At 74.4% G+C, this 26,403-nt stretch carries 16 protein-coding genes; 5 read left to right on the top strand and 11 right to left on the bottom strand.

Annotation, left to right across the window (positions count from 1 at the left end; genetic code table 11):
- Positions 1-9: 9 nt before the first annotated feature.
- Entirely contained in the window at positions 10-1,413 is a 1,404-nt protein-coding gene (locus WME85_RS03550; protein ID WP_437835273.1) for a hypothetical protein, read from the bottom strand.
- Between the two features lie 398 nt (positions 1,414-1,811).
- Here WME85_RS03550 and WME85_RS03545 point away from each other — a divergent pair, with 398 nt between their 5' ends.
- Positions 1,812-2,795 (top strand): hypothetical protein, encoded by a 984-nt coding sequence (locus WME85_RS03545; RefSeq protein WP_437835272.1) that lies wholly within the window; start codon positions 1,812-1,814, stop codon positions 2,793-2,795.
- Between the two features lie 52 nt (positions 2,796-2,847).
- On the opposite strand, the gene WME85_RS03540 is transcribed toward WME85_RS03545, so the two are convergent.
- Together WME85_RS03540 and WME85_RS03535 are read right to left on the bottom strand one after the other, a co-directional pair.
- Entirely contained in the window at positions 2,848-3,630 is a 783-nt protein-coding gene (locus tag WME85_RS03540; RefSeq protein ID WP_437835271.1) for a hypothetical protein, read from the bottom strand.
- Positions 3,631-3,673: 43 nt separating this feature from the next.
- The gene (locus tag WME85_RS03535; protein ID WP_437835270.1) at positions 3,674-6,394 is read right to left on the bottom strand and encodes a hypothetical protein; all 2,721 of its coding nucleotides are present in this window, start codon (positions 6,392-6,394) and stop codon (positions 3,674-3,676) included.
- Positions 6,395-6,485: 91 nt separating this feature from the next.
- Here WME85_RS03535 and WME85_RS03530 point away from each other — a divergent pair, with 91 nt between their 5' ends.
- Positions 6,486-8,012 (top strand): WD40/YVTN/BNR-like repeat-containing protein, encoded by a 1,527-nt coding sequence (locus WME85_RS03530; protein WP_437835269.1) that lies wholly within the window; start codon positions 6,486-6,488, stop codon positions 8,010-8,012.
- A 23-nt stretch (positions 8,013-8,035) separates the two neighbouring features.
- On the opposite strand, the gene WME85_RS03525 is transcribed toward WME85_RS03530, so the two are convergent.
- The 5 genes from WME85_RS03525 to WME85_RS03505 all read right to left on the bottom strand — a co-directional run bounded on the left by WME85_RS03525 (position 8,036) and on the right by WME85_RS03505 (position 14,616).
- Positions 8,036-8,953: a hypothetical protein gene (locus WME85_RS03525; protein ID WP_437835268.1), complete on the bottom strand. Its 918-nt coding sequence runs from the start codon at positions 8,951-8,953 to the stop codon at positions 8,036-8,038.
- Positions 8,954-8,963: 10 nt separating this feature from the next.
- Positions 8,964-9,812, bottom strand: coding sequence for a hypothetical protein (locus tag WME85_RS03520; RefSeq protein ID WP_437835267.1), 849 nt, complete (start codon positions 9,810-9,812; stop codon positions 8,964-8,966).
- 218 nt (positions 9,813-10,030) lie between these two features.
- Positions 10,031-11,602, bottom strand: coding sequence for a vWA domain-containing protein (locus tag WME85_RS03515; RefSeq protein WP_437835266.1), 1,572 nt, complete (start codon positions 11,600-11,602; stop codon positions 10,031-10,033).
- Between the two features lie 11 nt (positions 11,603-11,613).
- The gene (locus tag WME85_RS03510; RefSeq protein ID WP_437835265.1) at positions 11,614-13,179 is read right to left on the bottom strand and encodes a hypothetical protein; all 1,566 of its coding nucleotides are present in this window, start codon (positions 13,177-13,179) and stop codon (positions 11,614-11,616) included.
- Positions 13,180-13,458: 279 nt separating this feature from the next.
- The gene (locus WME85_RS03505) at positions 13,459-14,616 is read right to left on the bottom strand and encodes a zinc-dependent alcohol dehydrogenase (RefSeq protein ID WP_437835264.1); all 1,158 of its coding nucleotides are present in this window, start codon (positions 14,614-14,616) and stop codon (positions 13,459-13,461) included.
- A gap of 400 nt (positions 14,617-15,016) precedes the next feature.
- Here WME85_RS03505 and WME85_RS03500 point away from each other — a divergent pair, with 400 nt between their 5' ends.
- Together WME85_RS03500 and WME85_RS03495 are read left to right on the top strand one after the other, a co-directional pair.
- Positions 15,017-15,904 carry a DUF58 domain-containing protein gene (locus tag WME85_RS03500; RefSeq protein ID WP_437835263.1) on the top strand — a complete coding sequence of 296 codons (888 nt, stop codon included), beginning with the start codon at positions 15,017-15,019 and terminating at the stop codon, positions 15,902-15,904.
- A gap of 1 nt (position 15,905) precedes the next feature.
- Positions 15,906-17,951: a VWA domain-containing protein gene (locus WME85_RS03495; RefSeq protein WP_437835262.1), complete on the top strand. Its 2,046-nt coding sequence runs from the start codon at positions 15,906-15,908 to the stop codon at positions 17,949-17,951.
- 131 nt (positions 17,952-18,082) lie between these two features.
- Here the strand turns inward: WME85_RS03495 and WME85_RS03490 are convergent, their stop codons facing one another.
- Positions 18,083-19,228 carry a serine/threonine-protein kinase gene (locus tag WME85_RS03490; protein ID WP_437835261.1) on the bottom strand — a complete coding sequence of 382 codons (1,146 nt, stop codon included), beginning with the start codon at positions 19,226-19,228 and terminating at the stop codon, positions 18,083-18,085.
- A 304-nt stretch (positions 19,229-19,532) separates the two neighbouring features.
- Between WME85_RS03490 and WME85_RS03485 the strand changes: the two genes are divergently transcribed.
- The gene (locus tag WME85_RS03485) at positions 19,533-22,763 is read left to right on the top strand and encodes a VWA domain-containing protein (protein ID WP_437835260.1); all 3,231 of its coding nucleotides are present in this window, start codon (positions 19,533-19,535) and stop codon (positions 22,761-22,763) included.
- Between the two features lie 189 nt (positions 22,764-22,952).
- On the opposite strand, the gene WME85_RS03480 is transcribed toward WME85_RS03485, so the two are convergent.
- Together WME85_RS03480 and WME85_RS03475 are read right to left on the bottom strand one after the other, a co-directional pair.
- Entirely contained in the window at positions 22,953-24,161 is a 1,209-nt protein-coding gene (locus WME85_RS03480) for a vWA domain-containing protein (RefSeq protein ID WP_437835259.1), read from the bottom strand.
- 337 nt (positions 24,162-24,498) lie between these two features.
- Positions 24,499-25,902 carry a styrene monooxygenase/indole monooxygenase family protein gene (locus WME85_RS03475; protein ID WP_437835258.1) on the bottom strand — a complete coding sequence of 468 codons (1,404 nt, stop codon included), beginning with the start codon at positions 25,900-25,902 and terminating at the stop codon, positions 24,499-24,501.
- Positions 25,903-26,403: the final 501 nt, after the last annotated feature.

The raw sequence follows: 26,403 nt of genomic DNA, 5'->3' as shown, positions 1-26,403 counted from the left end.
CGAGCGCGCTCAGGGGCCCTGCGGAAGGGGATCGCCGCCTTCGCGCCAGCGCTCGACGAGCTCGGGGAGCACGGTCGACGCCATCTGGAGCAGGTGCGCCATGTGGTGCTCGGGCGTGTTGCCCCGGAACCCGCGGACGTGGAGCCCGCCCAGGCTCGCCTCGGTGGTCGGGATCATCTGCTTCTCGAGCTTCTTCGAGACGGCGCCCTCGGCCGCGCGCAGGCGCAGGTGCGGCGGCGCGTCCCGCGCGGGCTCCCGCTCGACGGGGTGCCCTGCCGCGGCGCCGAGCAGGTAGCTGGCCGTGGCGCTGGAGCTGGCGTACGCGATCGGGTCGATCTCGGAGTGCGTGATCGTGAACAGCAGCTGACCGGAGGCCGCGAGCTGCGCGGCGCGCGCGAACGAGGCGAGCTGGAGCGTGTTGAGCCCGCTCGGCTGCTCGGGGGCGAAGCCGCAGTGGATGCCGTCGGTGATGAGGATCGCGTCGAGCGTGTCCGTGCCGCGGCGGAGCTCCAGGATCTTGGCGACCGCGCCGTAGCCCGCGCTCCACGAGGAGAGGGCGACGCGGCGGAGCCGCGGGGTCGGCAGCCCGCGCTGCGCGAGCGCCCTGTCGATGTCGGCGAGCAGGCTCTCGTAGACGCCCGGCTGCGCGTAGAGGTCCTCGTAGGCCCCCGAGCCGATGCCGAGGTTGATGACGGCGACCGCGGCGTTCAGCCCGGCGACCTCGGCGCTCTCGCGGACGAGCTGCGTGTTGCCGTGGAAGTGCAGCAGGAGGTCGTAGCTCGACCCGGTCGGCCTGAACGAGTCGGGCGTGAAGAGCACGCCGCCGCGGATCGACGCGTAGCCGTCGTGCCGGATCGCGGGCGGCGGGGTCGACCCCTGCCAGCGCGCGAACACCTCGGGCGCGACGAGCACCTTCGCCGCGGCGCCGTCGCGCGCGGAGCGGGACGCGAGGAGCAGCGCGCGGCTCACCGGCGTCATGGCGAAGGCCTCGGCGGTGACGCCCGGCATCCTCGCGGCGATCGCGCGCGCGGCGATGGCGACGACGAAGATCACGCTCGCCGCGGCGATGGCGAACGCCGCGAGGGCGCGCCACCAGCGGGCGCGGCGCTCGGCCGGCGACGGAGCGGACCAGCTGCCGTACGGCGCGACCCCGGCGAGGTGGAGCGGCGCGGGCCCCTGCAGCGCGGGATCGAGGCCCGGAAGGAACGCTTGCTCCTGCGGGGCAGGCGCCGCGCCGAGGGGCGGCGGATCGAAGAGAAACCCTTGCTCTTGCGGGGCAGGCGCCGCGCCGAGGGGCGGCGGGTCGAGGGGAAGACCGCCATCCAGGGGCTCCTGGATCACGGTGACGGGCGGCGGCGTGGGCGTCAGCGAGAGGTCCGCAGGCAACCTGTCAGCGCGCACGTTTCCCTTCATTTCGGTACGGCTCCTCCCAGCGGGGACATAGCGCTCGGCCTTCGCTGGCCAGGCGCTGCTTCGTGTTCCCTGAGCGCGTTGCACTGACGGCGCCGCGCTGCGTCTCTGCTCCTGCCATGAGCCTGGAAGGCGCCGTGGCAGCGGGAGCATCGACCAGCACGGTAATAAGCTCAAGCGGCAACCGTGCCGTGCGCGCAGATTCAAGCGAGACCGGAATACTCTGTATCCTGCTGGATCACGCGTGATCACGCGTGGGTGAGCACGCCGGGCCGCAAAGCGAGGGGGCGCGCGGGATGTGCTCGCAGCTGTGCGGGTGTGGAGCGGGCGCCGGAGCGAGCACGACGGCGATGAAACGCGCACTTGCACCTCCCTCGCGCCCCCTCCAAGGTGCTGCGCGCTTGCTCCCTCGTGAGGCCCGCTTCCTGCTCGCAGCGACGCTGCTCCACGCCGCCATTCCATGGCTGGCGCGGGTCGTGAGCAGCCCGGCGCCTGCGCTCGTGGCCCGCTCGAGCGGCGCGGGACGCGAGGTGGAGATCGAGGTGGAGCCCGCGGCGCCGCTCCGTCCGGAGCCGGACGAGGCGCGGGCCGCGCCGCCGCGATCTCCGGACGAGGCGCGGCCGCGCGAGGAAGCGGAGCCGCCGGTGCGCGGGTGGACGGCGCGGCGCGAGCGGCGCGAGCGGCGCGACGTGGAGACGACGACGCCGCCGGATGCTGCGGGCGCGCCGCGGGAGGGCCCGGCGGCGCCGCCGGGCCCGGCGCCCTCGACGGAATACGACGGTCCGCCGAGCGCCGAGCGGCCGCCGAGCGTGGCGGGGCTCGACGGCGTGCCGGTGTGGCAGCTGCGCGGCGTGCTGCCGGATCGCTCGGCGGCACCGCCGGCGCCGACGGCGCCGCCCGCGCCGCGCGAGACCTCGATGGACAGGGCCGGCGAGGTGGTGCGCGAGGCGATGCGCGACCGGGATAAGGCGCTGGGGCTGGACTTGCCCGCCGCCGGCACGATCGCGTCCGTGCTGGCGGACGCGGTGCGCGCCTCCGAGACGCCCGCGACGGCGCGCGCGGTGTTCGAGGTGCAGCTGAGCGGCGCCGGCCTGGTGCTGGGGGTGCGCGCGCTCTCCTCGACGGCCGGAGCCACCGCGCTCTGGGCGCTGGTGGCGCGCGAGGCGGCGGCGCGGCTCGCCGGGCGCGCGCTCGCGATGACCGCCGCGTTCGCCAAGGGGGCGCGGGTCTACGTCACGGTGAGCTCGTCGGTGAAGATGCCGAGCGGCGCCACGTCCGGCGGGATCCACCAGCAGGGCGCGGGCTTCGGGTTCGACGTCGCCGACCTCGGCGCCCGGCCCCACCGGCTGGTCCAGTCGAGCTTCCGCGTCGAGGCGATCGACTGACGGGCGCGGTGGCCTGCGGGCGCGCGCGGTGGCCTGCGTGCGCGCGCGGTGATCAGCGGCCCCGTCGCTCCGTCCAGCGCCGGTAGCGCGCGGCGCTCGCGGCGAGGCCGATCCAGAGCAGCGCGAGCAAGCTCAGCGCCGCGGGGACGCCGGCGAGCCACACGAGCGCGGGCGGCGGGGGGCGCGTCGGGCACGGGCGCCGCGTGGCGAAGCGACAGGCGTGGCGCTGGTCGAGCTCCTCCGCGGCAGCGCGGACCTCGGGCACGTCCTGGGGCAGGACGCGCATGGCCGCCGACGCCATCATGTAGGCCGCGGAGGCCGCGCGGTCGTGCGCCGGGTCCGCCGGTACGTGATCGCGCACGAGCTCGAGCAGCCCGGCGGCGCGCGGCGCCGGCTCCTGCTCGGCCAGCGCTCCGGCGAGGCGGCGCGCGAGCGCCTCGTCGAGCTGGAAGGCGCAGGCGACGGCGCGGTCTTCCCCGGGCGTGAGGTAGACCGTCTCGCCCGACACCGTCTGGCGGGGCTCGGTGCCGGACGCCGCGACCGGCCTGCGCAGCGCGACCCGCGCCCCCCGGACGCAGGTGGGGACCTTCGGCAGGGCGCGCAGGTGCACCGCGGCGTAGCGCTGGTACGCGACGCCGGCGACCGCGCCGAGCGCGAGCGCCAGCGCCACGAGCGCGGCGATCGAGCGCGCGCTCACGCCTGGGCGCGCCGGCCGCGCGGCGCGGCCGGCGCGCGCCTCCAGCTCGGCGCGTTCTCCACGCTCCGCCGGTCCGACGCGCTCCTCGCCGGCCTCCGCATCGGGAGCCGGCTCGCCGGAGGGCCCTCGGGACGACATGGCCGCGGGTATGGACAGCCGCGGCGACGCTGTCAATGCGCTGTCACGAAGGAGGCGCCGCGCCGGCGAGGCGCGCCACCTGCGCCCACGCGCGGGCCGCGTCCTCGTGCCCGGTCGCGGCCGCGAGCTGCGCCAGGAACCGCGCGCACGCCTGCTCGCCGCGGCGGTCCTCGGCCTCGCGGGCGCGCGCGAGGGCGCTCAGCCCCTCGAGCAGGGCGCCCTCCGTGCGGCCCGCGGCGGCGAGCGCGACGCCGTACGCGAGCAGCGCCCGGGCCCGCTGCGCGGGCGACGCCTCGACCTCCGCGGCGCTCCGGAAGCGCCGGAGCGCGTCGTCCTTCGCGCCGCGCCCGAGCGAGACGAGGCCGCTCATGCGCTCCACGAGATCGGCGTGCTCGCCGGTGCGGCGGAGCTCCCCGACGAGCCGCTCCAGCGTGCGGAGATCGCCTTGAACGAGCGCCTGCTTGGCCAGCTCGGCGAGGCGGACGGCGATGTCGTTCATCGACAGGACCGGCGACTCCGAGGTCTTCGCGAGCGGATCCCCCGCGGCGTCGCCGAGCGAATGGCCGAGATCCAGCGAGGTCGCGTCGGGGAGACCCGCGGGCGCCTCGCGCGCGAGCGCCGCCCGGCGGTCGTCCGGCCGCGGCGCCGGGAGCGTGCCGCCGCCGGCGGCGTCCGGCGAGGCGGAGCTCAGCCGCCCCGCGCGCGCGGCGCTGTCCGACGCCACGCGGGGCGCGTCGGCCTCGGGGCGCTCGTCGACTGGCGCTGGCGGCCCGCGCTCCGGATCCGGCGCGTCGCCGACCACCTCGATCGGCGTACGGAAGGTGGGCGGCTGGCTGGAGGTGCTGTCCGGCGCCTCGTCGGGCCGGTGCTCCCTCGCGGTCTCCTGCTCGTCGGCGAACGCGAGCAGCTCGGCGGCCGATGACTCGAGCAGCGCGTCGCCGGCGGCGCGCGCGGCGCGGGCGGCGAGCTCGGCCGCGGAGCGCCGGTCGCCCGCCTTCGCCGCGTGCCACGCGGCGTCGGCGAGGCCGAGCACGCTGGCGTGCTCCTCGACGACCCGCGCCGCGGCGAGGTGCCACGCGGCGCGCTCGCCCGGCGGGACGGCCGCGAGCAGCGCGTCGCGCAGCGTGCGCGAGGAGAGCTTCAGCCACCCGGGCTCCGGGCGGAAGGCCCAGCCGGCGCCGAGCAGCGCGGGATCGAGGGAGGCGACCTTCGGCGCGCCGGTGCCGTCGCACAGGCCGTCGATCGCCGCGTCCGACGCGTCGCCGCCGAGCGTCGCGAGCGCGGTGAGGATCGTGCGAGGGCCGACCGCGAGCAGGCGCAGGCGGCCCTCGATCGGGCGGAACGCGGGCGGCGCGGCGAGCTCGGCCCCGGTCATCGTGCGCGCGGGCCGGCCCCGCCCGGCGCTGCGCCGGCGCGGCGCGACGCTCCTGCCGATCCAGCGCAGCACGCCGCTCTCCAGGGCCTCGCAGAGGAGCTCGCGGATCGCCAGCGGGAAGGCCGGCGCCCGCGCGGCCCACCGGCGCGCGCCCGCCTCGTCGATGCAGCCGTCGAGGAGGCGGCGGACGAGGTCCTGGGCGCTCGCCGCGGGCAGCGGGCCGAGCGTGACCGCCGCGGCCGGGGTGATCGCGGTGAGCGGCGCGGGGAGCGGATCCGAGCGCCCGAGGCGGACCACGGCGCGGAGGCCGGTGCCCATCTCCATCGCGATGGCGATCGCGTCGAGGCTCACGGCGTCGACCTCGGCGGCGTCGTCGACGGCGAGCAGGCCGAAGCGGGCGCCGGACGGGGCGAGCCAGGCGGCGAGCACCTCGGCGGCGGTCCACGGCTCGACGCCCTCGCCGGCGAGGAGCCGCGCGAGCGCGGGCTGCAGCCGATCCGGGAGCGCCGGGGCGCGGGCGCGGGCCTTCTCGGTGCGGGGCGCCGCGCGCGCGAGCGCGCGCCGGAGCGCGCCGAGCGGCTCGCGCGAGGCGCCGATCGGCGCGACGAAGAGGCTGCGCGACGGCGAGAGGAGCCGGAGCAGCTCGAGGAGCAGCCGCGAGCCGCCGGCGCCGGCCTCGGCCCGGACGACGGCGAGGGAGCCGGGGGGCACGGCGAGCTCCGCGAGCTCGCCGTCGCGGCCGAGCAGCGGCGGCTTGCACAGGCGCGCCACGCTCTCGACGACCTGCCGGCGCAGCGGCTGCTGCGCGTCGAGGCGCAGGCCGCGCACGCGGCGCGCGCCGTCGATCCCGCGGTGGAGGCCGAGGGTCATGAGCTCGCCGGAGAGCACGGCGGGGAGCGCGGGATCGAGGAGCACGTCGCCCGGGAGCGCGACGCGGGCGAGCATGACGGCGACGAGCAGCGGCTGCCCCCAGGAGAGCGCGGTGAAGCGGCCCGCCTCGCCGACGTAGGTCATCTCCCCCTGCGCGATGCCGGCGGCGAAGCGCGCGTCGGGGTGCACGGCCGCGTCCTCCGCGGCGAGCGCGGCGAGCAGCACGGCCTCCTCGATGTCCTCGGGGGTGAACTCGAACGAGAAGGTCTGCGCGCTCCAGGCGCACAGCGTGGCGCCGAGCGCCTCGGCGCGCTTCTTCAGCGCGAGCGCCCTCGCGAGGTAGGTCTCCTCGCCGCGCGCGGTCGCGCCGGCGTCGCGCGGCGCGCTCCTGTGGCGCGACGGCGGCACCGCCGGGCGCGGCGCGCCGCGGCGGCCGGCCCACGGCGTGACCGCGTCCGTGCTGTCCGGCTGCGAGAGGGCCGCAGTACCTCGAAAGGACACGACGATGCGCTCCGGCATTGCGGCGGCGAGTGTAGCGGGGCGCCGGGAGAACGTGGGGCTCGGCGATGATCGACGCCCGCCGCGCCCGCCGCGGTAGGATGCGTCTTCGATGCTGTCCTCTTCCTGGCCTCCCCGCCGGCCGAGATCTCGCCCGGCGCGCGCCGGCCTGCTCCTCGCCGCGGCGCTCGCGTCGCTGCCCTCCCCCGCCGCCGCGAACGGCGTCTTTCCGTCCGCGGACCAGCTCGTGTTCGACCCGGCGGATCCCGCGCGCGCCGTGGCCCGGATGACGTACGGCCTGCTCACGACGCAGGACGGGGGCGCGAGCTGGCGCTGGATCTGCGAGGGCGCCGTCGGGTACGACGACACGGGCGGCCAGGCGCCGCCCATCGCGGTGGCGGCGGACGGCCGGGTGCTCGCCGCGCTGGGCGACGGGCTCGCGGTCGGCGCCGAAGGCGGCTGCGCCTGGACCGGCGCCGAGGAGCTCGCCGGGAAGGCGGTGGTCGATCTCTCCGTCCGGCAGGGCGACCCGTCGCACGCCGTCGCGGTCACCGCGGGGGACCGGCACGCGCTCTGGGCGTCGCGCGACGGCGGCGCGAGCTGGGCGCGCGCGGGGACGCCGCTGCCGGCTGGCTTCCAGGCGCGCACGGTCGACGTGGCGCCCTCGGATCCGCGGCGCGTGTACGTGAGCGGCCTCGAGAGCGCGGGCGGCTCGGTCAAGGGGGCGCTCGCGCGTTCGATCGACGGCGGCGAGACGTGGGAGACCGCGACCGTCCCGGGGAGCACGACGTCGCGCGAGCCCTACATCGCGGGGGTCGATCCGCTCGACGCCGACGTGCTCTACGTGCGGATCGCGAGCGCGCCGGGGCGGCTGCTCGTGTCGACCGACGGCGGCGCGTCGTTCGAGTCGGCGTTCGAGACGCAGGGCTTCGTGCGCGCCTTCGCGATCTCGCCGGACGGCGCGACGGTGGCGGTGGGCAGCGACATCGACGGCGTGTTCCGCGCGCCCTCGTCGACGCTCGCCTTCGAGCGGGTCTCGGGGATCGCGCCGCGCTGCTTCGCGTGGACGGAGGCGGGCCTCTACGCGTGCGCGAGCGAGTTCCTGGACGGCTTCACGATCGGCCTCTCGCGCGACGGCGGCGCGACGTTCGAGCCGCTGCTCCAGCAGGCGTGCCTCGGCGGCCCGCTCGAGTGCGCGGCGAGCACGGCGGTGGGGGCGCGCTGCCCGTCGGACTGGCCGCGCATCGCGCTGATGACCGGCCACAAGGATTGCACGCCGGACGCCGGCTCACCCGCCGCCGGCAGCGGCGCCACCGGAAGCGCCGGCGCGGGAGGCGCGGGAGGCGCGGGAGGCGCGGGCGGGGCGACTGCAGCGAGCGGAGGCGGCGCGAGCGCTGCCGGCGGCGCGGGCGCGGGCGGGGCGCCCGGGGCGCCGGGCGGAGGCGCCGCGCCGAACGCCGCGGGCGGCTGCGGGTGCGGCGCCGCCGGCGCGGGCGCGGGCTGGGGAGGCGTGGTCGCCGTCGCGGGCCTCGCGGCCGCGATCGCGCGGCGGCGATCCGCCGGCCGCGCTCGGTTCAAGGGACGAGCCGAGCCCTCTCGACACGATCGCCGACGACGTGCTCGGCGTCAGACCTCGTGACCCGCCAAGGAGCGAGCGCTCCGTCAGGGCGAGATGACGACCCGCTGCGCAGCCGTGGCGACGTCGCCGTCCGGGTCCTCCAAGGCGATCTCGACGTCGAGCGCTCGGCCCCGCACCGACTCCACCGGGAGGCCCCGGTCCACCTGAAAGCGTATCCCGTAGATCTCGCAGCCGGCGTCCCCTGCCTTGCGCAGCGTGATCTGCGAGGTGAAGGGGAGCAGCTCGAACGCCAGCTCGGGGAAGCGGCCCCCCACCGTCAGGCGCGAGCCCATCTGGCGGAGGCCCTCCACGCGCAGCGCGAGCCACACGTGGTGGCCCCCTTGAGGGCCCGCCTCGATCGGCACCACCTCGCCGTCCTCCAGCGGGGCAAACGCGCGCTCGCCTTGCCCGACGACGATCGCCGGGAGGCCCGCTGACGGCGTCTTGCACGCGTCCCTCGCCGACGCGAGCCACGCCGGGTCGTGGTCCGCGAGGGCGGAAGGCGCGATGAAGGGGTCGACACACGCCCCCTCCGCGCAGGTCGCGCTGGCCGCGCAGGAAGCCGCGGAGCACGCCTCGTCGAGCGAGACGGGCAGGAGCAGCGTTCGCCCGCCGACCGCGCGGGTCGCGGCCCTCCGCGTCACGACGGGCGACGCCTCGCGGCCGCGGAACGCCGCGACGGTCAGCGCGATCTCTGCGCCGTCGTGCGCCGGCCCGACCGCGAGCTCCGCCGGGAGCGACAGCTCGCCCCCGCCATAAGAGCGGCTCTCGACGCGCGCGATGACGCCGTCCACCTTCGTGGTGCTCTCGACGCGGTCGAGCTCGAAGCCGACCGCCATATCCGTCGTCAGGCCGACAACCACGAGCGCGTCGGCGTCCTCGCTCGCGCAGCCGCTCGCGCAGCCGGCGGCGCAGAGGACGAGCATCGCGAGCAGCGCCCCGGGGGCCCTCGGCACGGTCATCGGGAGACCGTCAACGCGAGGAGCGGCGGCGCCGCCGCGAGAGCCAGCCTGCCGCCGCGGCCAGCGCGGCGAACGGCGCGGCGAGGGACGCCCCGCCTCGTGGGCTGTAGGCGCACATGCCGGCGGCGAGGTTCCCGTCGATGCCGTCTGGACCGATGGTGACCTCCGCCTCGGCCTTCACGGCGATCCCTTGCTCGAGCAGCGCGCTCACGCACGCCGGGACCTGCGAGCCCGAGATGATGTACTCGCCTCCGCAGAAGAGCGCCCCGTCCCCGCTGCAGGAACCCTCGCAGTTCGCGCGGAACTCGTGCTCGCACTCCTCGAAGATCTCGTCCTGGCAGGTGGTCTGGCAGTCCATGTTCGCGTCGGCCGTGCACGACCCCCCGCAGCACTCGATGCAGTGCTGATAACAGCCTCCGTCCACCGTCACGCACTGGGCGTCGCACTCGCTGTCGCAGTTCGCGTCCCAGGTCGCGGCGCACTGCACGGCGTCGGTGGCGCCGGAGCACTCGACGTCCCGGGTCGTGGTGCACTCGGCGAAGCAGTTGTGAGAACAGATGACGTTGACGCCGTTATCGCAGTCCGTCTTGCACTGCGTGGTGCAGCTGTCCGTGCAGGTCGGCGTCGCGGAGAGGGAGCACTCCGTCTTGCAGACAGGCACGAGCTTCGTGGCGCACGCCGTCTTGTAGATCCCGAGCTCACTGCAGCTCGCGGAGCACTGGGCAGTGACGCGCACTTCACAGTTCGACAGCCCCTCGAACCGGATATTGCCGCACTCTTCAACACCGGCGCTCGCCGGGAGCGCGGCCGTCAGACCAACGGTGAACCCCATCAACCCAAGAAAACCGGTTCTTCGCATGGCGAACCTTCCTTCTCGACAGCGTTAAACACAGGATTCTACACAGGGGCCTTGCCATGGGAAGCGCCATCTCCTCTGCGCACACTCGAGACGCGCGCGGCGCGCTCCGGGACACGTCGAGCGCTCATGTACGTGTGGAATCGTCTGTTGATAGGTCGAGTGTGAACGCCGGGCGACAGCGAGCCCGCCGCGGCCTGCGCCGCGGCGGGCTCGCGGGTTCAGTCGGCGGGCCAGGGGTTCGGCGGGTCGGCCGGCGTGTAAGGCTGCACGTTCGCCTCCGCCTCGATGAGGTTCGCGATGAACAGGTCGACGTAACGCAGGTCGTCCTCGACGTCCGGATCCGGATTCGCCTCGAGCCACGCCTCGACGTTCGGGCGCAGCGCCTCCAGCGTGCGGCGCGCCGTGCGCGGGTCGGCGTCCGCGGCGAGCTGCGCGGCGAGCTTGAACCCCGCGTAGAGGTTCAGCATCACGAAGCCCTTCTCGACCGTGTCGTCCGAGAAATAGCCGGCCTTGGGCGGGGCGTCGGGCGCGGTCGGCGCCTCGATGTCGACCTCTTGCGAGCGCGCCTCGCCGGTCAGCGGGTGCCTCCAGGACAGCTCCAGCGTGCCGACGGCGTGCGGATCGTCGACGCCGGCCTGGTCCTGCCGCGGCACCAGCTCGAGCAGGATGGCGCCGCCGCCGCCGCGCCGGCCGGAGCCGACGGGCTCCGCGGCGCTGGTCCGCCCGGCGAGGAAGAGGCTCGGGATGTGCACGGTGCCGCCGCCCTCGGCGGCGCTCCAGCCGTTCGTGCCGTAGGCGCCGCGCACGACGTAGCCGTCGCCGAGCGTGACGTCGAGATCGACGTCGAGCGCCACGGGCACGAGGAACGTCTTCACCTCCTCGGTGAAGACCTCCTTCACGGCCTTCGGGTCCTCCAGGAAGTAGAAGTTGCCCGCGCCGACCTCGCTGATCCCGCGCATCGCGTCGACGTCGAACTCGCTGCCGACGCCCACGGCGGTCACGCCGATCCCCAGCTCCGCGTAGCCCGCCGCGAGCGACTCGAGCCGCTCGGGCGAGGTGAGCCCGGTGGTGGCCATTCCATCGGACAGGAAGATCACGCGGTTCTGCCATGCCGGATCGAGGTGCCGCTCGGCGACGGCGAACGCGGTGAAGAGCCCCTCGTACAGGTTGGTCGACCCGCTCGCGGTGAGGCCATCGAACGCCTCCGCCAGCGCTTCCGTGTCCGAGGCCTCCGCCTGCTCCAGGACGACCTCGGCGGTGTCCGCGTAGCGGACGAGCGAGATCCGGTCGGCCGGCCCGAGGGCGTCGATCATCTCGACGAGCCCCGCCTTCACGTAGGTGATCGGATCGCCGTTCATCGAGCCGCTCGTGTCGACGGCGACGACGAGGTGAAGCGGCGGCCGCTCGAGCGCGGCGAGGTCCACGGGCGAGTTCATCCCGATCTGGATGAGCGTGCAGGGCGACCCGCTGATCATGTTGCCCATGATCCCGAGCAGGCCGTGCATGCACACGTCCTCGCCGCACGTCGCGGCCGGGTAGTCGAGCTTGTGCTCGGCGAAGAAGCCGACGTCGTCGAGCGTGCCCGGCCCGGGGATCTCGCCGTCCTCGAGGATCTGGCGGAACAGACCGAAGTCCTGCGCTCCGCCCTGCGAGACGCCGACGCTGCCCGGGGGCACGGGCGCCCCGGGCGCGGCGAGCTCGCCGGAATCGGAGCCGTCCATGCCGCAGCCGGCCGCGCCGAGCGCGACGGCGGCGCCCAGTGCGAGAACATCATGGATTCGAAGCTTCATGGCGTGACCTCCTACGGCGCCGCGGTGGCGGCGACCAAGACCGACTCGATCAGACGGGGTTCATCGATGGGAGCGGTGAAGCACTCCGCGTCGCGCACGGGCATGTCATCGGCGCGCACGAGGAGGAGCGTCCCGGCGCCGTCCTCGAGCTCCGCGCGCCCTCCGGCGCGCAGCGAGGCGATCCCGGAGACCCCCTCGCCGAGCAGCGACGCCTCGAGCGGCGCGACGAGGCTCCCGCACGCGTCGTGGAACCCGTCGCAGCCCTCGACGGGTGTGAGGTCGGCGGAGAAGTCGGGGGGCGCCTGCGAATCGACCATCGACCAGCGAGCGAGCACATTGCCTCGCAGCGCGAGCACGGCGTGCGTCTGGCTCGCGATGTGGATGCCGCGCGCGAACGCCTGCTCGTTGCGCGCGAGCTCCGGGTAGCTGCCGCCGTCGATCGCCACGAGGTCCAGGCGGAGGACGTCGCCCTCGCGGAACGGGATCGCCTCGCCAGGCAAACAGAGGAAGAAGGTCTCGCCGCGCTCGAGCTCGAGGGCGTGACAGCCGTCCGGAGACGACGTCACGCTGGTGAGGACCGCTGCTCTGGAGACGGGCAGGGTCCAGTCGAGCCGGCTCTCCTCGGCCGAGACGCCGCACGCGTCCGCGGGCGGCGGGGCCTCGAGCGGCGGCGCCGGGAACACCGCCGCGTGCTCGGAGAGCTCCAGCTTGGCCCCGGCGCGCTGCAGCGTGATCGTCCGATCGGCCGGCGGGTTCGCCGTCGACGTGGTGAGGACCTGCTCCGGAAACTCCGCCGCGGACCACGCGAGCAGCGTGAGCGGCAGCCCGTCGGCGTCGATCAGGTAGGCGTCGCACCCCGCGTTGCCCAGCGGGAGCGCGCGGCCCGGCTGGATGAGCCAGGTCTCGGCGTTCGCGAACAGATCGCGCGAGAGGGCGCTCGTCGGGTCGGCGAGCACCACGCCGCAGTCGACCCGGACCGACTCCCGGAGCCGGCGCACGCGGATGAGCTGCTCTGTCTCCGTCGTGTTGCCGATGACGAGCGACGCGAGCTCCTGCGGATCCGGCGGCGCGCAGCCGTCGATCCCGTCGCACGGCTCCGGCGCGCGGCTCGTGGCGGCGCACGCGAGGCTGCCCGCCATCAGCGCGAGCCGGTGCGCGACCGGCCGCGGCGCGGGCCCGGGCCGCCGCGCGGCCTCGACGAGCACGCGGTACGAGACGAGGAGCGCCGGCAGCGCGATGAGGTCCGTCGGATCGACGGTGATGCGCCACGGAATCGGCGTGAGCGCCATGAGCCCCTCGACCGCGCGGGCGGCCTCCGAAGCGAGCTTGATGGCCGAGAAGACGGCGCCGGTGACGAGGTGCGCGCCGAGGAAGGCGCGGCGCGACGAGAGGCGGAGCAGCGCGGCGAGGACCGCGGGCGCGACCAGGAGCCCGGCGAAATCGCTGAGCTTCCCGGTGAGCCATCCGGGGAGCAGGCCGGACCCTTTGAGGGCGTGGTCGTTGAGGACGAGGAGCGCCAGGGCGCCCAACCACAAGGGGTGAAAGAGCGTTCGGTACGAGCGCAGATCTCGATACATCAGAGCTATCCCTCCGTGCGCTGAGCGGCCAGCACGGGTGGCCAAGCAAGCGAGCGGCTTGCTGATGGCCGGCCCCACAGCAAGCGACATACCCGGATGGAATGATAATAAAATCGAATAGTTACAGCGCGGCCCCGCGGCGCGCCCCTGACGTCGATGTCAGCCGGACGGCGGCGCGGCGAGCGGCGAGCGGTGTGCTGGCGGGGCTCGGCTCTGCTGGCCGGGGGTCTGCGGCGGGGGTCTGCGGGCGGGGGAGCGGCTTCAGGGCGCCAGGACGACTCAGGGCGTCAGGACGACCTTGACGCAGTCTTCAAGCTTCTTGTTGAAGACCTCGTAGCCGTGCGGGGCGCGCGAGAGCGGCAGGCGGTGGGTGATGATGTCGTCAGCCCGCAGGTGGCCGTCCTCGATGTGCTTGAGAATCTGGTCGACGTAGTTGTGCGCCGGAGCCTGGCCGGCCCGGAGCCTGAGGCCCTTGTCGAAGAACTGGCCAAAGGGGAAGTTGTCATAGGGCACGCCGTAGACGCCCACGACCGGCACGACCCCGCCCCGGCGCACGGCGCTGAAGGCGAGCTTGAGCGCCGATATGGTCCCGACCTGGCCGTGAATGACGTTGGCGGCCTTCTCGAGGACGGTGCGGTGCGCCTCCATCCCGACAGCGTCGATGCACACGTCGGCGCCGCGGCCATCCGTCATGGAGCGGATCGCCTCGACGGCGTCCACCTTGTCGAGGTTGATCGTCTCGGCCTGGGCGACCTCGCGGGCCTTCTTCAGGCGGTACTCCTCCCGATCGACGCCGATGACGCGCCCCGCGCCGCGGAGCCAGGCGCACTTCATGGCCGCGAGGCCGACCGGCCCACAGCCGAACACCGCGACAGTCTCTCCGCCCTTGAGCTCGGCCCACTCGACCGCCGTCCAGCCGGTGGGGAGGACGTCTGTCGTGAAGAGCACCTGCTCGTCGGTGAGCCCCTCGGACACCTTCCGCGGCCCGACGTCAGCGTAGGGGACGCGGACGAGCTCGGCCTGCCCGCCGTTGTAACCGCCGTAGATGTCCGTGTACCCGAAGAGGGCGCCCCCCTTGCTCTCGATCACGCCGCCCTCGGGGCCGTAGTGCTTGGGGTTGGAGCGCTCGCAGTGGCCGGGGAGCTCCGCCTGACAGAAGAAGCAGTGTCCGCAGGCGATGGGGAACGGGACAATGACCCTGTCGCCCTTCTTCACCTTGGTGACCAGCGGGCCGACCTCTTCGACGATCCCCATGAACTCGTGGCCGAGCACCATGGGCCGCGGCTGGGGGAAAAAACCGTTGTAGATATGGAGATCGGAGCCGCAGATCGCGGTGGCGGTGACGCGCACGATGGCGTCGGTGGGCTCTTCGATCCTGGGATCCGGGACGTCCTCGACACGGACGTCGGAGGGTTTATGGAAAACAAGGGCCTTCACGATACCTCCTCTTCTGGTGAAACATCGGTATCGGGCGATCGACGGCTCTACCCGGTCGAGCCCAAGCACGAGGACTGCTGGAGCGCTGCGTTGGTCCGGCGATCACACGAACGCACAAAACGAGCCATGGAGCATGTCTGCGCCTGCGGGCGGAACGCGGACGGAAATTGAATGGTTGCCGCGAATTCCAATGTGGCGCGGTGCCTCACGGTGGCGGTTTGTCTCGGAGTCGCGGTGGGCAGCGGCGAGCCGAGCCGTCCGCTGCCCGTTCACCCCCTCTCCGCTCGTCCGCCTCTCTCCGCTCGTCCACCGCCCGTCTGCCTGCCGCTTCGCGGCGCAGGTGCCCTTCGCTCGCGACCCCGCTGGCCCCCACGCCCGCGACGATGTCTACTCCTCCCCGATGCTCCCTTCCTCCCGCGAGCCGCTCCTCGGCGCGAGCTTCGTCCGCGAGCTCGAGGTCCTGCAGCGGCGGCTCGAGATCCGCGCCCGCTCCGGCGGCGTCGGCGAGCACCTCGCGCGGCGCCGCGGCGGGTCGGCCGAGTTCAAGGAGCACCGCGCCTACGCCCCCGGCGACGACATGCGGCGCATCGACTGGGCCGCTTACGCACGCACGGGCGAGCCGGTCCTCAAGCTGTTCCGGGCCGAGGAGGACGTCATCGCCCGCATCGTCTGCGACGCGTCGGCGTCCCTCGACTTCGGCGAGCCCACGAAGCTCGACGCCGCCCGGCGGCTCGCGGCCGCGATCGGCTACATGACGCTCGCGCGCTCCGAGCGCGCGCAGCTCTTCGTGGCGGGCGATGGCATCGCGCGCGAGCACCCGCCCGTGCGCGGGCGCGCCGGGCTCGCGGCGCTGCTCCGCTCCCTCGACGGCGTGAAGGCGGCCGGCGGGACCCACCTCGCCCGCGCCATCGACGCCGTCGTGCGGCAGAGCGCCCGGCCCGGCCTGCTCTGCGTCCTCTCCGATTTCTTCGATCCGGGCCCCGTCACCGCGGCGCTCGGGCGCGCGGCGCAGGCGGGCCACGACGTCGCCGCCGTCCAGGTCGTCGCCGCCGAGGAGCTCGCGCCGGGCCTCGAGGGCGACCTGACGCTCGAGGACGCCGAGACCGGGGCGCTCGTCGACGTGACCATGGACGCCGCGGCCCTCGCCGCCTACGCCGCGCGCTTCGCCGGCCTCTGCGAGGCGCTGCGCGCCTGGGCGCGCCGCCACGGGGCGACGTACGTGCGCGCGCGGAGCGACGAGCCGCTCGAGGGCGCCGTCCGCCGCTTCGTCTCGAGGAGCGTCGACTGACGTGGCCGCGCCGCTCGCACAGGCCTCCGCGGGCCCCCCGCTGACGCTGCTCGCCCCCGGCGGCCTGTGGCTGCTCGCGCTGCTCGGCCCGCTCGTCCTCCTCTACATCCTCAAGATCAAGCGCAGCCGCCGCCGCGTCCCCTCGACGTGGCTCTGGGCCGCCGCGCAGCGCGACCTGATGGCGCGCGCGCCGTTCCGGCGGCTCATCGCCCAGCTGCCGCTCATCTTGCAGGCGCTCGCGCTCGCGCTGCTCGCCCTCGCCCTCGCCCGCCCCGCCTCGCGCGGGCGGGCGTTCACCGGCGACCACGTGGCGATCCTCCTCGACACGAGCGCCTCGATGTCCGCGGCCGCGCGGGCGCCCTCCGGCGAGGCGACCACGCGGATCGAGCTCGGAAAGCGGCTCGCGAAGGATCTCCTCTCCGGCCTCACCCCGGGCAGCGACGCGCTGATCCTGGAGGCGGGGCGCGACGCGCGCCTCGTCGCGGCGCTCGATCGCGACCTCGTCCGGCTCAAGGCGGCGATCGATCCCATCGCGGCGCGCGACGTGGAGGGCGACCTCGGGGCCGCTGTCGCGCTCGCCGTCGACCGGCTCCGGCAGCTCGGCGGCTCCCGCCGGATCGTCGTGATCACCGACGGCAACGTGGCCCGCCCTGCGGCGCTGCGCGGCGTGTCGCTCCCGCTCGAGGTCATCACCGTCGGCGACGCGGTGGACAACGCCGCCATCGTCCGCGTCGACGTGCGCTCCGGGAGCGGGCCCGCGGGCGCGGCCGACGCGGGCGCGCTGCACCAGGAGCGCCGCGAGGAGGTGCAGGCGTTCCTCGTGGTCGCGAACTTCGGGGCGCAGCCGCGCGATCTCTACGTGACGATGCGGCAGGACAGCGCCTCGGACGTGCTCGGCTCGCGGCGCGTGCTGGTGAAGCCGGGCGAGCGCCTGCCCGTCGTGCTCACGTTCCGCCCGTCTCCCGGCGACTACCGCAAGGGGCTCCTCTTCGAGCTCTCGCCGCGGGACGCGATGCCGCTCGACGACGTCGCCTACGGTCGCGTGCCGGCGGGCGACAAGCTCCCGGTGTTCCTCGCGTCGGGCGGGCCGGCGCAGGGCGGGACGCCGGGCGCGGCGGCCGGCGGCAGCTCCCCGTGGCTGGCGCGGGCGCTCGCGTCCGATCCGATGACGTCGGTCACCGCGGGCTCGCTCGCGGATCTCCTGGGGACGCCCGCGCTCGATCCGGACACGCTCGTCGTGATCGACGGCGCCTGCCCGCCCGACCCGCCGGGCGGCGATCTGCTCATCGTGAACCCGCCGCCAGGGCGCTGCTTCGGCACGCTCGTCGGCCGCCCCCTCGATCGGCCCGCGCTCACCTCGTGGGACACGGCCGACCCGCGGCTGCGCTTCCTCACGCTCGACGGCGTGCACCTCCGCGCCGCCTCGTCGCTCGAGCCCGAGGCCGCGGCGCAGGCGCTGATCCGCGCGCAGGAGGGCACGGTGGCGACCGACATCTCGACCGCCTCGCGGACCGGCACGCTGCTCGGCTTCGACGTGGGCGAGAGCGACTGGCCGCTCAAGGCGTCGTTCGTGCTCTTCGTGCGCAACCTGCTCGAGCAGGCGCGCGCCCACCGCGCCCACGGCATCACCGGCCCCGCGCGCACAGGCGAGCCGCTGCGCGTGAGCGTCCCCGCGACGGCGCGCGATCTCCAGGCCATCGGCCCTGCGGGCGAGCGGCTCGACGTCGCGCAGCGCGCCGGCCTCGCCCTGATCGCCGAGACGCCGCGCGCCGGCTTCTACCGCCTCTCCTGGCAAGGGCCGCAGGCCGGGTCCGTCCTGGTGCCGGCCAACCTGACGAGCGTCGCCGAGAGCGATCTCGCGCCGAGGCCGCTCGAGGCGGAGGGCGGCGGCGAGGTCGCCGTCTCCAGCGCGGCGAGCCGGCCGGACGCCCACGCCGAGTGGACCTGGCTCTTGGCGCTCGCGGCGCTCGGCCTGGTGGTGTTCGACGTCTGGTACTTCACGCGCGTGCCCCGGCGGCTGCAGGGCCAGGACAGGCCCTCCGCCTAGGGATCGTCGTCGTCGAGTCCTCCCCACCTCTCGGCCAGGTCGATCTCGACGTTATCGAACGACGCGGCGCCGATCCTCGCGCATCCCCCCGCTGCGTTCAGGGCGGCGGGCTCGGGGTACGCCGCCCGCCCTCAGTGGCAGGCGACCTGCTCGCCCTGAGGCCGCGGCCGGTGCAGCCGGTGCGCCCGGCGGCGCGACGACCAACGGCGGCTTGGGCGGCCCCGCTCTTCCACCCATGAAAGGCGTGGCGTTATGCCACAACTCACGGGCGCGCAGGCCTCCTCGTAGGGGAGCCACTCGCCCTGGAGCGACACGCCGCGCGCGTCCTCGCGCACGCCCCGCGACCAGAGCCACGCGGCGAGCGCCTCGCCGAGCTCGCGCAGGCTCGACCAGCGCGCCGAAGGCTCCTTCTGCAGCCCGCGCTCCAGGATCGCCCAGAGATCCGCGTCGAGGTCGCACGCGTCGACCAGCGACGGCACCGCGTCCTGCAGGACCGCCCGCAGGCCGTCCAGCGCGTTCCGCGACGAGAACGGGGGCCGGCCCGACAGGAGCTCGTACATCATCGCGCAGAACGACCAGACGTCGGCGCGGCGATCGACCGTCGGCAGGGCCAGCGCCTGCTCCGGCGGCATGTAGTCCGGGGTCCCGAAGACCTCGAAGCTCGCCGACGCGGAGCTCTCCTCGCGCTCGGCGACGAGCTTGGCGACGCCGAAATCGACGACCTTCGGCTGCAGCCTGCCGCCGCCGCGGCGGACCAGCATCACGTTGTCCGGCTTGAGATCGCGGTGGACGACCCCCCTCTCGTGCGCCGCGTGCATCGCGCCCGCGACCGGCAGGAGCAGCGAGATCGCCCGCTCCGGCGTCATGCGCCCCTCGCGCGCCAGCGCGCTCCGCAGCGACTCGCCCTCGATGAGCTCCATCACGAGGTAAGGATCGCCCTCGGCGGTCTCGCCGAGGTCGAACACCCGCACGATCTCCGCGTGGTTCATCCGGCCGGCGGCGCGCGCCTCGCGGTGGAAGTAGTCCGTGAGCTCCGGCGACCGGAGCTCGGGCCGCATCAGCTTGATCGCGACCGTCGACTCGACCGCGACGTTCGTCGCGACCCAGACCGTGCCCATCGCCCCCTCGCCGATCTTGCGGAGCAGCCGGTACTTGCCCGCGATGAGATCACCGTCCTGGTAGTGCACGCTGCAGGGCGGCTCGCCGAACCCCTCGCCGAGGTCCCATGAGCTGTCGTCCGTGCTGCTCCAGGCGTCCGTGGTCTCGATGCGCGACATGATCTCTCCTGCCCCCTGCACCGCGGTCCTCGCCACGGCCGTGACCCGACATAAGCAGACAGCGTGCCATCCATGGCAAACCTGGAAGGTTTCCAGGAGAGGCTGAATTTCCGCATGAAACCCGCTCGACACCGACAGGGACGCCGCACGGCTGCCTCGATGAGGCACTCGGCCACACCCACGCGAAGCGGCGTCCCCGGAGCGGCGCAGAAGGTGGTTTACTGCGGCTCCCCCGCATGCGGATCGAACGGAGGCCTCCCTGATCCCGGCGGCCGCGCTGCGCTTCCTGCCCCATGCCGCCACCGTGGCGGGCGCGCTCGCCTTCCTCGCGCTGCTGCGCCTCGCCCTGCGGCGCGGGGCGCTCGGCCGCCCGATCCTGCTCGCCTGGATGGTCGCGGGCGCGCTGCCGGCGCTTCACGTGGGCCTGGTCTGGTGCGGCCTGCTCCCGGAGACCCACCTCCGGCTGGCGCGCCCCTGGGGCGCCCTGCTCGCGCTGGGCGCGACGTCGTTCGTCGCGCTGCGGTACCTCGCGCTCGCGCTCGCGTCGCCGCACGCCCGCAGGCAGGGAGCGTGGCGCGCGCGGCTCGGTGACCTCCTCGCGCCGTTCGCCGCGTTCGCCGCGGCCATGGCCGTGGCCGGGCCGGAGCTCGGCCGGCCGCTCGACCGGCTCACCGTCCTGGTCACCATCGATCGCAGCCGCTCGATCGACCTCGTGCCGAACGCCGACAAGCGCGTCGCGCACGAGCTCTCCGTCGCCGAGCTCGGCATGCGCGAGGACGACCGGATCGCCACGATCGCCTTCGCCGCGGGCGCGGCGACCGAGGATCCGCCGCGCCCGCGCTCGCAGCTGCCGGCGCCGCAGCGGGTGGCGCTCGGCCGCGACGGGACGGACCTCGCCGCGGGCCTCCGGCGCGCGCTCGCCGAGGTGCCGCCGGACTCCGCCGCGCGCGTCGTGCTCCTCAGCGACGGCGTCGCGACCCGCGGCGACGCGATGGCCGCGGCCGCGGCCGCCGTCGCCGCCGGCCTCCCCGTCGACGTGATCCCGCTGGAGCAGCGGGCCGTACCCGACATCCGCGTCGTCGCCCTGCGCGCGCCCGCGCGGGCCGACGAGGGCGAGGCGCTCGATCTGCGGCTCGTCACCTCGTCGCCGTCCCCGGCCGAGGTCGAGATCCGCCTCCGCCGCGACGGCGAGCTCATCGCGCGCACCGAGGCCTCGATCGCCGCGGGGGAGGACGTGCTGCGCGTCCGCGAGAAGGCCCCGGGGCCGGGGCTGCACCGCTACGACGTCGAGATCACCGCGAAGGATCCGCGGCTCGACGAGGCCGCCGAGGACAACGCGGCGAGCGCGTTCGTGCGCGTCCGCGGCGCCGCCGCCGCGCTCGTGCTCGAGGGCGACGCGGGGCAGGGCGCCTTCGTCGCGCGGGCGCTCGAGGGCGGCGCGTTCCGGGTCGCCGAGGGCGGCGTGGACCGCGTCCCCGCCGACCTCGGGCAGCTCGCCGGCTACGACGTGGTGGTGCTCAGCGACATCCGCGCGGACGCGCTCTCCCCGGGCCAGATCGACGCGCTCGCGAGCTACGTCCGCGACCTCGGCGGCGGCCTCATCCTGATGGGCGGCGACCGGAGCATGGGGCCGGGCGGCTACGCGCGGACGGCGCTCGAGGAGGTCTCGCCCGTCTCGTTCGACCTGAAGCAGGAGCGCCGGCGGGCGAGCCTGGCCGAGGTCATCGGCATCGACATCTCCGGCTCGATGGCGGCGAGCGCCGGCGCCCACACGAAGCTCGAGCTCGCCAACGAGGCAGCGGCCCGGTCGGCGTCGCTGCTCGGCCCGGGCGACCGGCTCGGCGTCGCGCACGTCGACACGGCGGTGCGGTGGAGCGTGCCGCTCGGGCCGGTCGTGGACAAGGCGGCGATCGACAAGGCGATCCGCGCCGTGGGCCCGGGCGGCGGCGGCATCTACGTCGACATCACGCTCGAGGCGGCCTACCGGGCGCTCGACCGCGAGGCCGTGAACCTGAAGCACGTGCTGCTCTTCGCCGACGGCTCGGACGCGGAGAACATGGGCCCTTGCCGCGCGATGGTGGAGGCGGCGGTGCGCCGCGGGATCACGACGAGCGTCGTGGCGCTCGGCCAGGGGAGCGACGTGCCGGAGCTCGAGATGCTGTCGCGCCTCGGGAACGGCCGCTTCTACCTCGTCGAGGACGCCGCGCGGCTGCCCGCCGTGTTCACGCAGGAGACCATCCTCGCGGCGAGGAGCGCGATCGTGGAGGAGCCGTTCCACGTCGCGCTGGGCGCGCCGTCGTCGATCACGGCCGGCGTGCCTTTCGGCGAGGCGCCGCCGCTCGCGGGCTACGTGGTGACGATCCCGAAGGGCCGGGCGACGGTGCTGCTGTCCGGGCCGGAGGGCGATCCGGTGCTCGCCGTGTGGTCGGCGGGGCTGGGCCGGGCGGCGGCCTTCACGAGCGATCTGAAGGGCCGCTGGGGAGCGGCGTGGACGCGCTGGCCCGGCGCGTCGCGGATGATCGCGCAGGCCGCGCGCGACGTGACGCGCAAGGCCGAGGACCCGCGGGTGCGCCTCGAGGCGGACGCGTCGGGCGGCGAGCTGTCGGTGCGGGCGAGCGTCGTGGGCGACGACGGGCGGGCGCAGTCGTTCCGCCGGCTGGTGGTGCACGTCGCGGGGCCCGACGGCTTCTCGCGCGAGCTGCCGCTCGAGGCGACGGGCGCAGGGGCGTACACGGCGACGCTGCCGCTGTCGCGCCCGGGGACCTACGTCGCGGTGGCCCGCGACGAGCTCACGGGGGAGGCGGTCGGGACCACGGGCGCGGCGATGACGGCCGGCGAGGAGCTGCGGCCGACGGGCAGCGATCTGGCGCTGCTCGGGCGGATCGCGGAGTTCACCGGGGGAAAGCGGCGCGACACGCTCGCGGGCATCTTCGAGGATCGGGCGTCGCGGCGCTTCGCTTACCGGGACGCGACGCCGCAGCTCGTGCTGTTCGCTGCGCTCGCGCTGCTCTTCGCCGTGGCTGCGCGGCGGCTCGCGCTGCCGGAAGCGGTGGGGGCGTGGGCCGCGCGGGCCAGGGAGCGGCTGCGGGCGAGGCGGTGGACGGGCGCGGCGGAGCCGGCCGGCGCGGGCGCGACGGTGGGGGCGCTGCTGTCGGCGAGAGAGCGGGGGCGCGAGCGGCGCGAGGGCGCGCAGGAGAGGCCAGCGACGGTGCGCGGAGATGGGGGCGGCGAGCGCGGCGAGCGCGGCGAGCGCGGCGAGCGCAGCGAGCGCGGCGAGCGCGGCCCAGCGTGGGCTGCGCCTCCCGGGAGGCCGGCGCAGTCGGGGTGGACGCCGCCGCCCCAGGGGGCGGCGCAGCCGGCATGGACGGCGGAGCAGGTGGACGCGCGGCCGGATCAGCGCGGACCGGCCGGGGCGCCGGCGGCGGGGCGAAGCGCGCAAGGGACAGCGGCGCCCGCGGCGCCCGAGCCTGCGCGCGAGGAGCGGCCGCTCACCGCCGCGGAGAAGATCCTGGCGCGGCGCCGCGGGCGCATGTGACATGGCCTGTCGGCCATCGCGACGCAGAGGATCAACGCTCTCGACGGCGCGCGGGGAGAGGCGGTATCGGCCGGGAGCCGTCGATCAGCGCCGCCTCGCCCGAGCGCATCCCTGGTTCATGAGAGATGAACCAGAAGGACAGAGGACACAGAGGAGAGAGTCAAAGAAGCTCTGTGTCCTCGGTTCCCATCAACGCGGGACCTGGATCACGTCATCGCAGGTGAACTCGACGGCGAGCGCCGCCGCGGCGTCGGCTTGCACCGTGGCGCACGTGCTGGCGCAGAGCTCGATCGCGGTCGGATTCCCGGGGTCGTCGTAGCGCCATGCGCCCTCGGCCGCGCATTCCTGATCATACATGAGGGTCGTCGGGTTGTTGCCCGTGCCGCTCGTGTACGTCACGTTGACCTTCTGCTTGTCAAAGGTCCTCCCATCGGGCGCCGCCGGGATCCCGATCGTGCAGGAGATCGCGGTCCCGCGGATCTGGTCGATGGCCGCCTTGAACGTGGCCGCGGTCTGCGCCGGGTCGCCGGTGTCGATGAGGAACGCGTCTCCCGTTCCGCCCGCCTCGGCGATCTCCTGCAGGTTCTCGACGCTCTCCGGCGCGCCTTCCACCGGCGGATTCGCGACGCCGACCACGTAGGTCGCGATGTTGTTCTCGCGCGCCGCCTGGACGCGCCGCACGACGGCCTCGATCGTGTCCGCCCCGTCGTCGCACAGCTGCGGGTAACCGTCGGTCACCAGCACAACCGCGTATTTCCCGGGGTTCTGCTGCCGCGCCTCCTCGATGAAACCGACCGTGCCTTCCACCACGAACGCCGTCGGCGTGCCCATGCGCCAGTCACGATCGTCCCGGGGCGTGACGTCGTCGATCGCCTCGCCGAACGCTGGAGAGGGCAGCGGCGTCATCTCGACATCCGGGTTCGAGTACGTGCCGGCCCTGCACATCCGCCGCCGATCAGAGCCGGGGAAGAACGTGAGCGACGCCATGAGCCCGGCGGACTCAGGATCCGAGAAGAACTGCTTCGTGGCGGCGACGACCGGATCCCACTTGAGCGTCTTGTCGTGCCAGGGCTCGTCGCCCGCTCCCATGCTGCCCGACACGTCGAACGCAAAGGCAAGGTACACCTGTTGAAGCCCGGCTTCGGACTGCTGGGTGGCGCACGCCTGCCCTGCGCCCGTCGAGCCGACGGTGCTGTTGCCGCCCGCGCCGGAGGTACCGCCCGGGCCAGCACCGGTGCCCGCACCTATATCGCCGGAGCCCGTCGAGCCGCCGCTGCTCTGCGAGCCGCCGCTGCTCTGCGAGCTACCGCTGCTCTCGCCGCTGTCCGAGGCCCCTCCGCACGCCGCGCCGACCGAAGCCACCATCGACAAAGCAATGGTCATCGTAAGCAATCTCATGGTCTAACTCCTCTTGAGCCCGTGCCAGCGCCTTCGCCGGCGCGATAGCAACCAGAATCGAGGAGGCCTCCGGAGACGGCACCTGCCGGACCACCCTTGCTGAAACTCCGGGACCAGTGTGGAGTATAACCGAGAAAGCTACCCTTTGGGTGACATACGCATGAAAAAGAGACCGCGTCGGGCGCGACGATCACAGCGCAAGACATCCTCGCGCACGCAACGCGCCTGTACGCTCGTGTACCCGAGGGTCTCACACGGACGCGTCGTGGAAGCTCAGCACGCGTAGTTTACAGAATGGGTCTGGCGATATCGCTCGCCGACCGGGCGGCGTTGAGCGCTAGGCGAGCGCTCCGCCCACGTGCGCCGCGTGCGCCGGCGCGCCCGGGTGCCCCGGCGAGAACCCGAGGCGCTGCCGCACCTGCGCGAGGCCGACGCCCATGCCTCCCGCGGCGAGCGCGAGCGGCCAGGGTTTCCCGGTCTCCTGCCCGATGAACGCGCGCACCCGCCCCACGTCCTCGAGCACCGATGTCAGACGAGCCGGGTCGGTGAAGTTGTTCACGAACGCGTTCGCGAGCGCCTGTTGCCTGCTCGTGTTGTCTGCCCGCCCGTCGCTGCCGTATTGCGCGAAGAGGAGGTGAGCCATCCCGGGCGTGACACCTTCCAGGAGGAGGTTGTTGAACCTGTCCGTGGGCCCGCCGTGCCGCGCATAGAAGCGCTCGAAGGTGCGCGTCATCCACCCGGCGTCGAAGGGGCGATCGCCGTGCTCCACGATGCACTCGACCAGGTTGCGCGCCATCTTGCTCCCGTTGTTGGCGCCCTGGCCGCCGACAGGGTCGAGCGACATCGCGGTGTCGCCCAGCGGCGTCACGAGCCGGCCGGAGGGCAGCCGCCCGACGGGCTTGCGCACCGCCGGGACGACGCGGCCGTTCTGCCACCCGTGTTTGTCCGACAGCTCGGCGGTCCTGAACCATTCATGATCCCACGGGATGAACTCCCTCACCAGTTCCTTCGCTATCGCGAGGATCTCCTCTCCCGTCTTCGCACCCTGGAACCGGTCCAGCGGCCCTCCGGGCACCGCCTCGACCAGACAGTTCCAGCTCGGCCCGACGTCCTTGTGGTGGTACGGCACCCAGAACGCCTCGCCGAGGCCCGCGAACAGGTTGAACTTGACCGGGAGCAGCGGGATGTCGTCGAACCCGAGCTTCGGGCCCGTCACGCACATCATCACGGTGTTGCGCTGCGCCTCGGCGTACGCGGTGCGCGCCGCGTCGCGCTCGAACAGGCTGCACAGATCGCCCCGCCCTGCGGCGACGACGGTGAGGTCGTTCTCCGCCGCGATCTGGTCGAGCCGCTCGACCGAGACGGGCTCGATGGCGATCTTGCCGCCGCGCGCCTCGAGCTCGAGCATCCACCGGTGGCTCTGGAGTCGGAGATCGATCGCCACGAACGGCCGCTCCAGGCGGCCTGCCAGCGTCAGGAGGCGGTTGCCTGGGGCGGCGCACGCCGTCAGGTGAGCGCCCTGGCCTTTCGGCGCGGCGTCCTCCCAGAAGGCGAGGCCGAGCTCGCGCTCGAACTCGAGCGCGATGTCGAACCGGGCGGCGGTGCCGGTCGGCTTCGATCCGTTCAGCCACTGCTCCGGCGTGCGATCCGAGTAGAGCGTCACGTCGTACCCGGCCTTCACCAGGGCATGCGCCGCGAGCAGGCCAGCCTGTCCAGACCCCACGATAGCTATCTTGCGCATAAGGGTACCCCCGGGTTCCGTTGGTCTGCGATCGCCCCAAGGACGACGCGCATGCTGAGCCGTCCAAGTCGGTTCCCCCTCAGGGACGCTGGGGGCGTCGCGAACAAGGAAAGCCCAGTCAAGACCCACCGTATCACCTGAGCCACGAGCTCAGGAAGCCTCCTCTATCGCGCACGCCACCCTGCACGGCCTGGACGACAGCCGGCGTTCCATCGCTCGACTCGGCGCCCCGCCCCCTGCGCGCTTCCCGCCGCCGTCTCGACCACCCCCCCACCCAGAAAGGAGCCCGCTCGGGGTGGGGCTCGCGCGGGGGGCCGAGGGGGAGGGCCCCACGAACCCGAGCGCCGGCCCGCGTCGCGGCGGGTCGCTCATGGACTCGCGATCATCCGCACAGCTGGCAACAGCCGCCAAAAGGCGCGAGTTCGTGGGAGGGCCCCCCTCGGCCCCCCGCGCGAGCCCCACCCCGAGCGGGCTCCGTCGCCGCCGGCCGGTTGCGAGGCG

This window comes from Sorangium sp. So ce1153 (assembly GCF_051521595.1).
In the GTDB taxonomy this organism is placed as follows: Bacteria; Myxococcota_A; Polyangia; order Polyangiales; family Polyangiaceae; genus Sorangium.
Note: the sequence above shows the minus strand (reverse complement) of the source record. Positions and strands in the feature narration are given on the sequence as shown.

Coding starts and splice junctions, on each gene's coding strand:
- WME85_RS03550 (WP_437835273.1), bottom strand. CDS start 1,413: ATGAAGGGAAACGTGCGCGCTGACAGGTTGCCTGCGGACCTCTCGCTG.
- WME85_RS03540 (WP_437835271.1), bottom strand. CDS start 3,630: ATGTCGTCCCGAGGGCCCTCCGGCGAGCCGGCTCCCGATGCGGAGGCC.
- WME85_RS03535 (WP_437835270.1), bottom strand. CDS start 6,394: ATGCCGGAGCGCATCGTCGTGTCCTTTCGAGGTACTGCGGCCCTCTCG.
- WME85_RS03530 (WP_437835269.1), top strand. CDS start 6,486: ATGCTGTCCTCTTCCTGGCCTCCCCGCCGGCCGAGATCTCGCCCGGCG.
- WME85_RS03525 (WP_437835268.1), bottom strand. CDS start 8,953: ATGACCGTGCCGAGGGCCCCCGGGGCGCTGCTCGCGATGCTCGTCCTC.
- WME85_RS03520 (WP_437835267.1), bottom strand. CDS start 9,812: ATGCGAAGAACCGGTTTTCTTGGGTTGATGGGGTTCACCGTTGGTCTG.
- WME85_RS03515 (WP_437835266.1), bottom strand. CDS start 11,602: ATGAAGCTTCGAATCCATGATGTTCTCGCACTGGGCGCCGCCGTCGCG.
- WME85_RS03510 (WP_437835265.1), bottom strand. CDS start 13,179: ATGTATCGAGATCTGCGCTCGTACCGAACGCTCTTTCACCCCTTGTGG.
- WME85_RS03500 (WP_437835263.1), top strand. CDS start 15,017: ATGCTCCCTTCCTCCCGCGAGCCGCTCCTCGGCGCGAGCTTCGTCCGC.
- WME85_RS03490 (WP_437835261.1), bottom strand. CDS start 19,228: ATGTCGCGCATCGAGACCACGGACGCCTGGAGCAGCACGGACGACAGC.
- WME85_RS03480 (WP_437835259.1), bottom strand. CDS start 24,161: ATGAGATTGCTTACGATGACCATTGCTTTGTCGATGGTGGCTTCGGTC.
- WME85_RS03475 (WP_437835258.1), bottom strand. CDS start 25,902: ATGCGCAAGATAGCTATCGTGGGGTCTGGACAGGCTGGCCTGCTCGCG.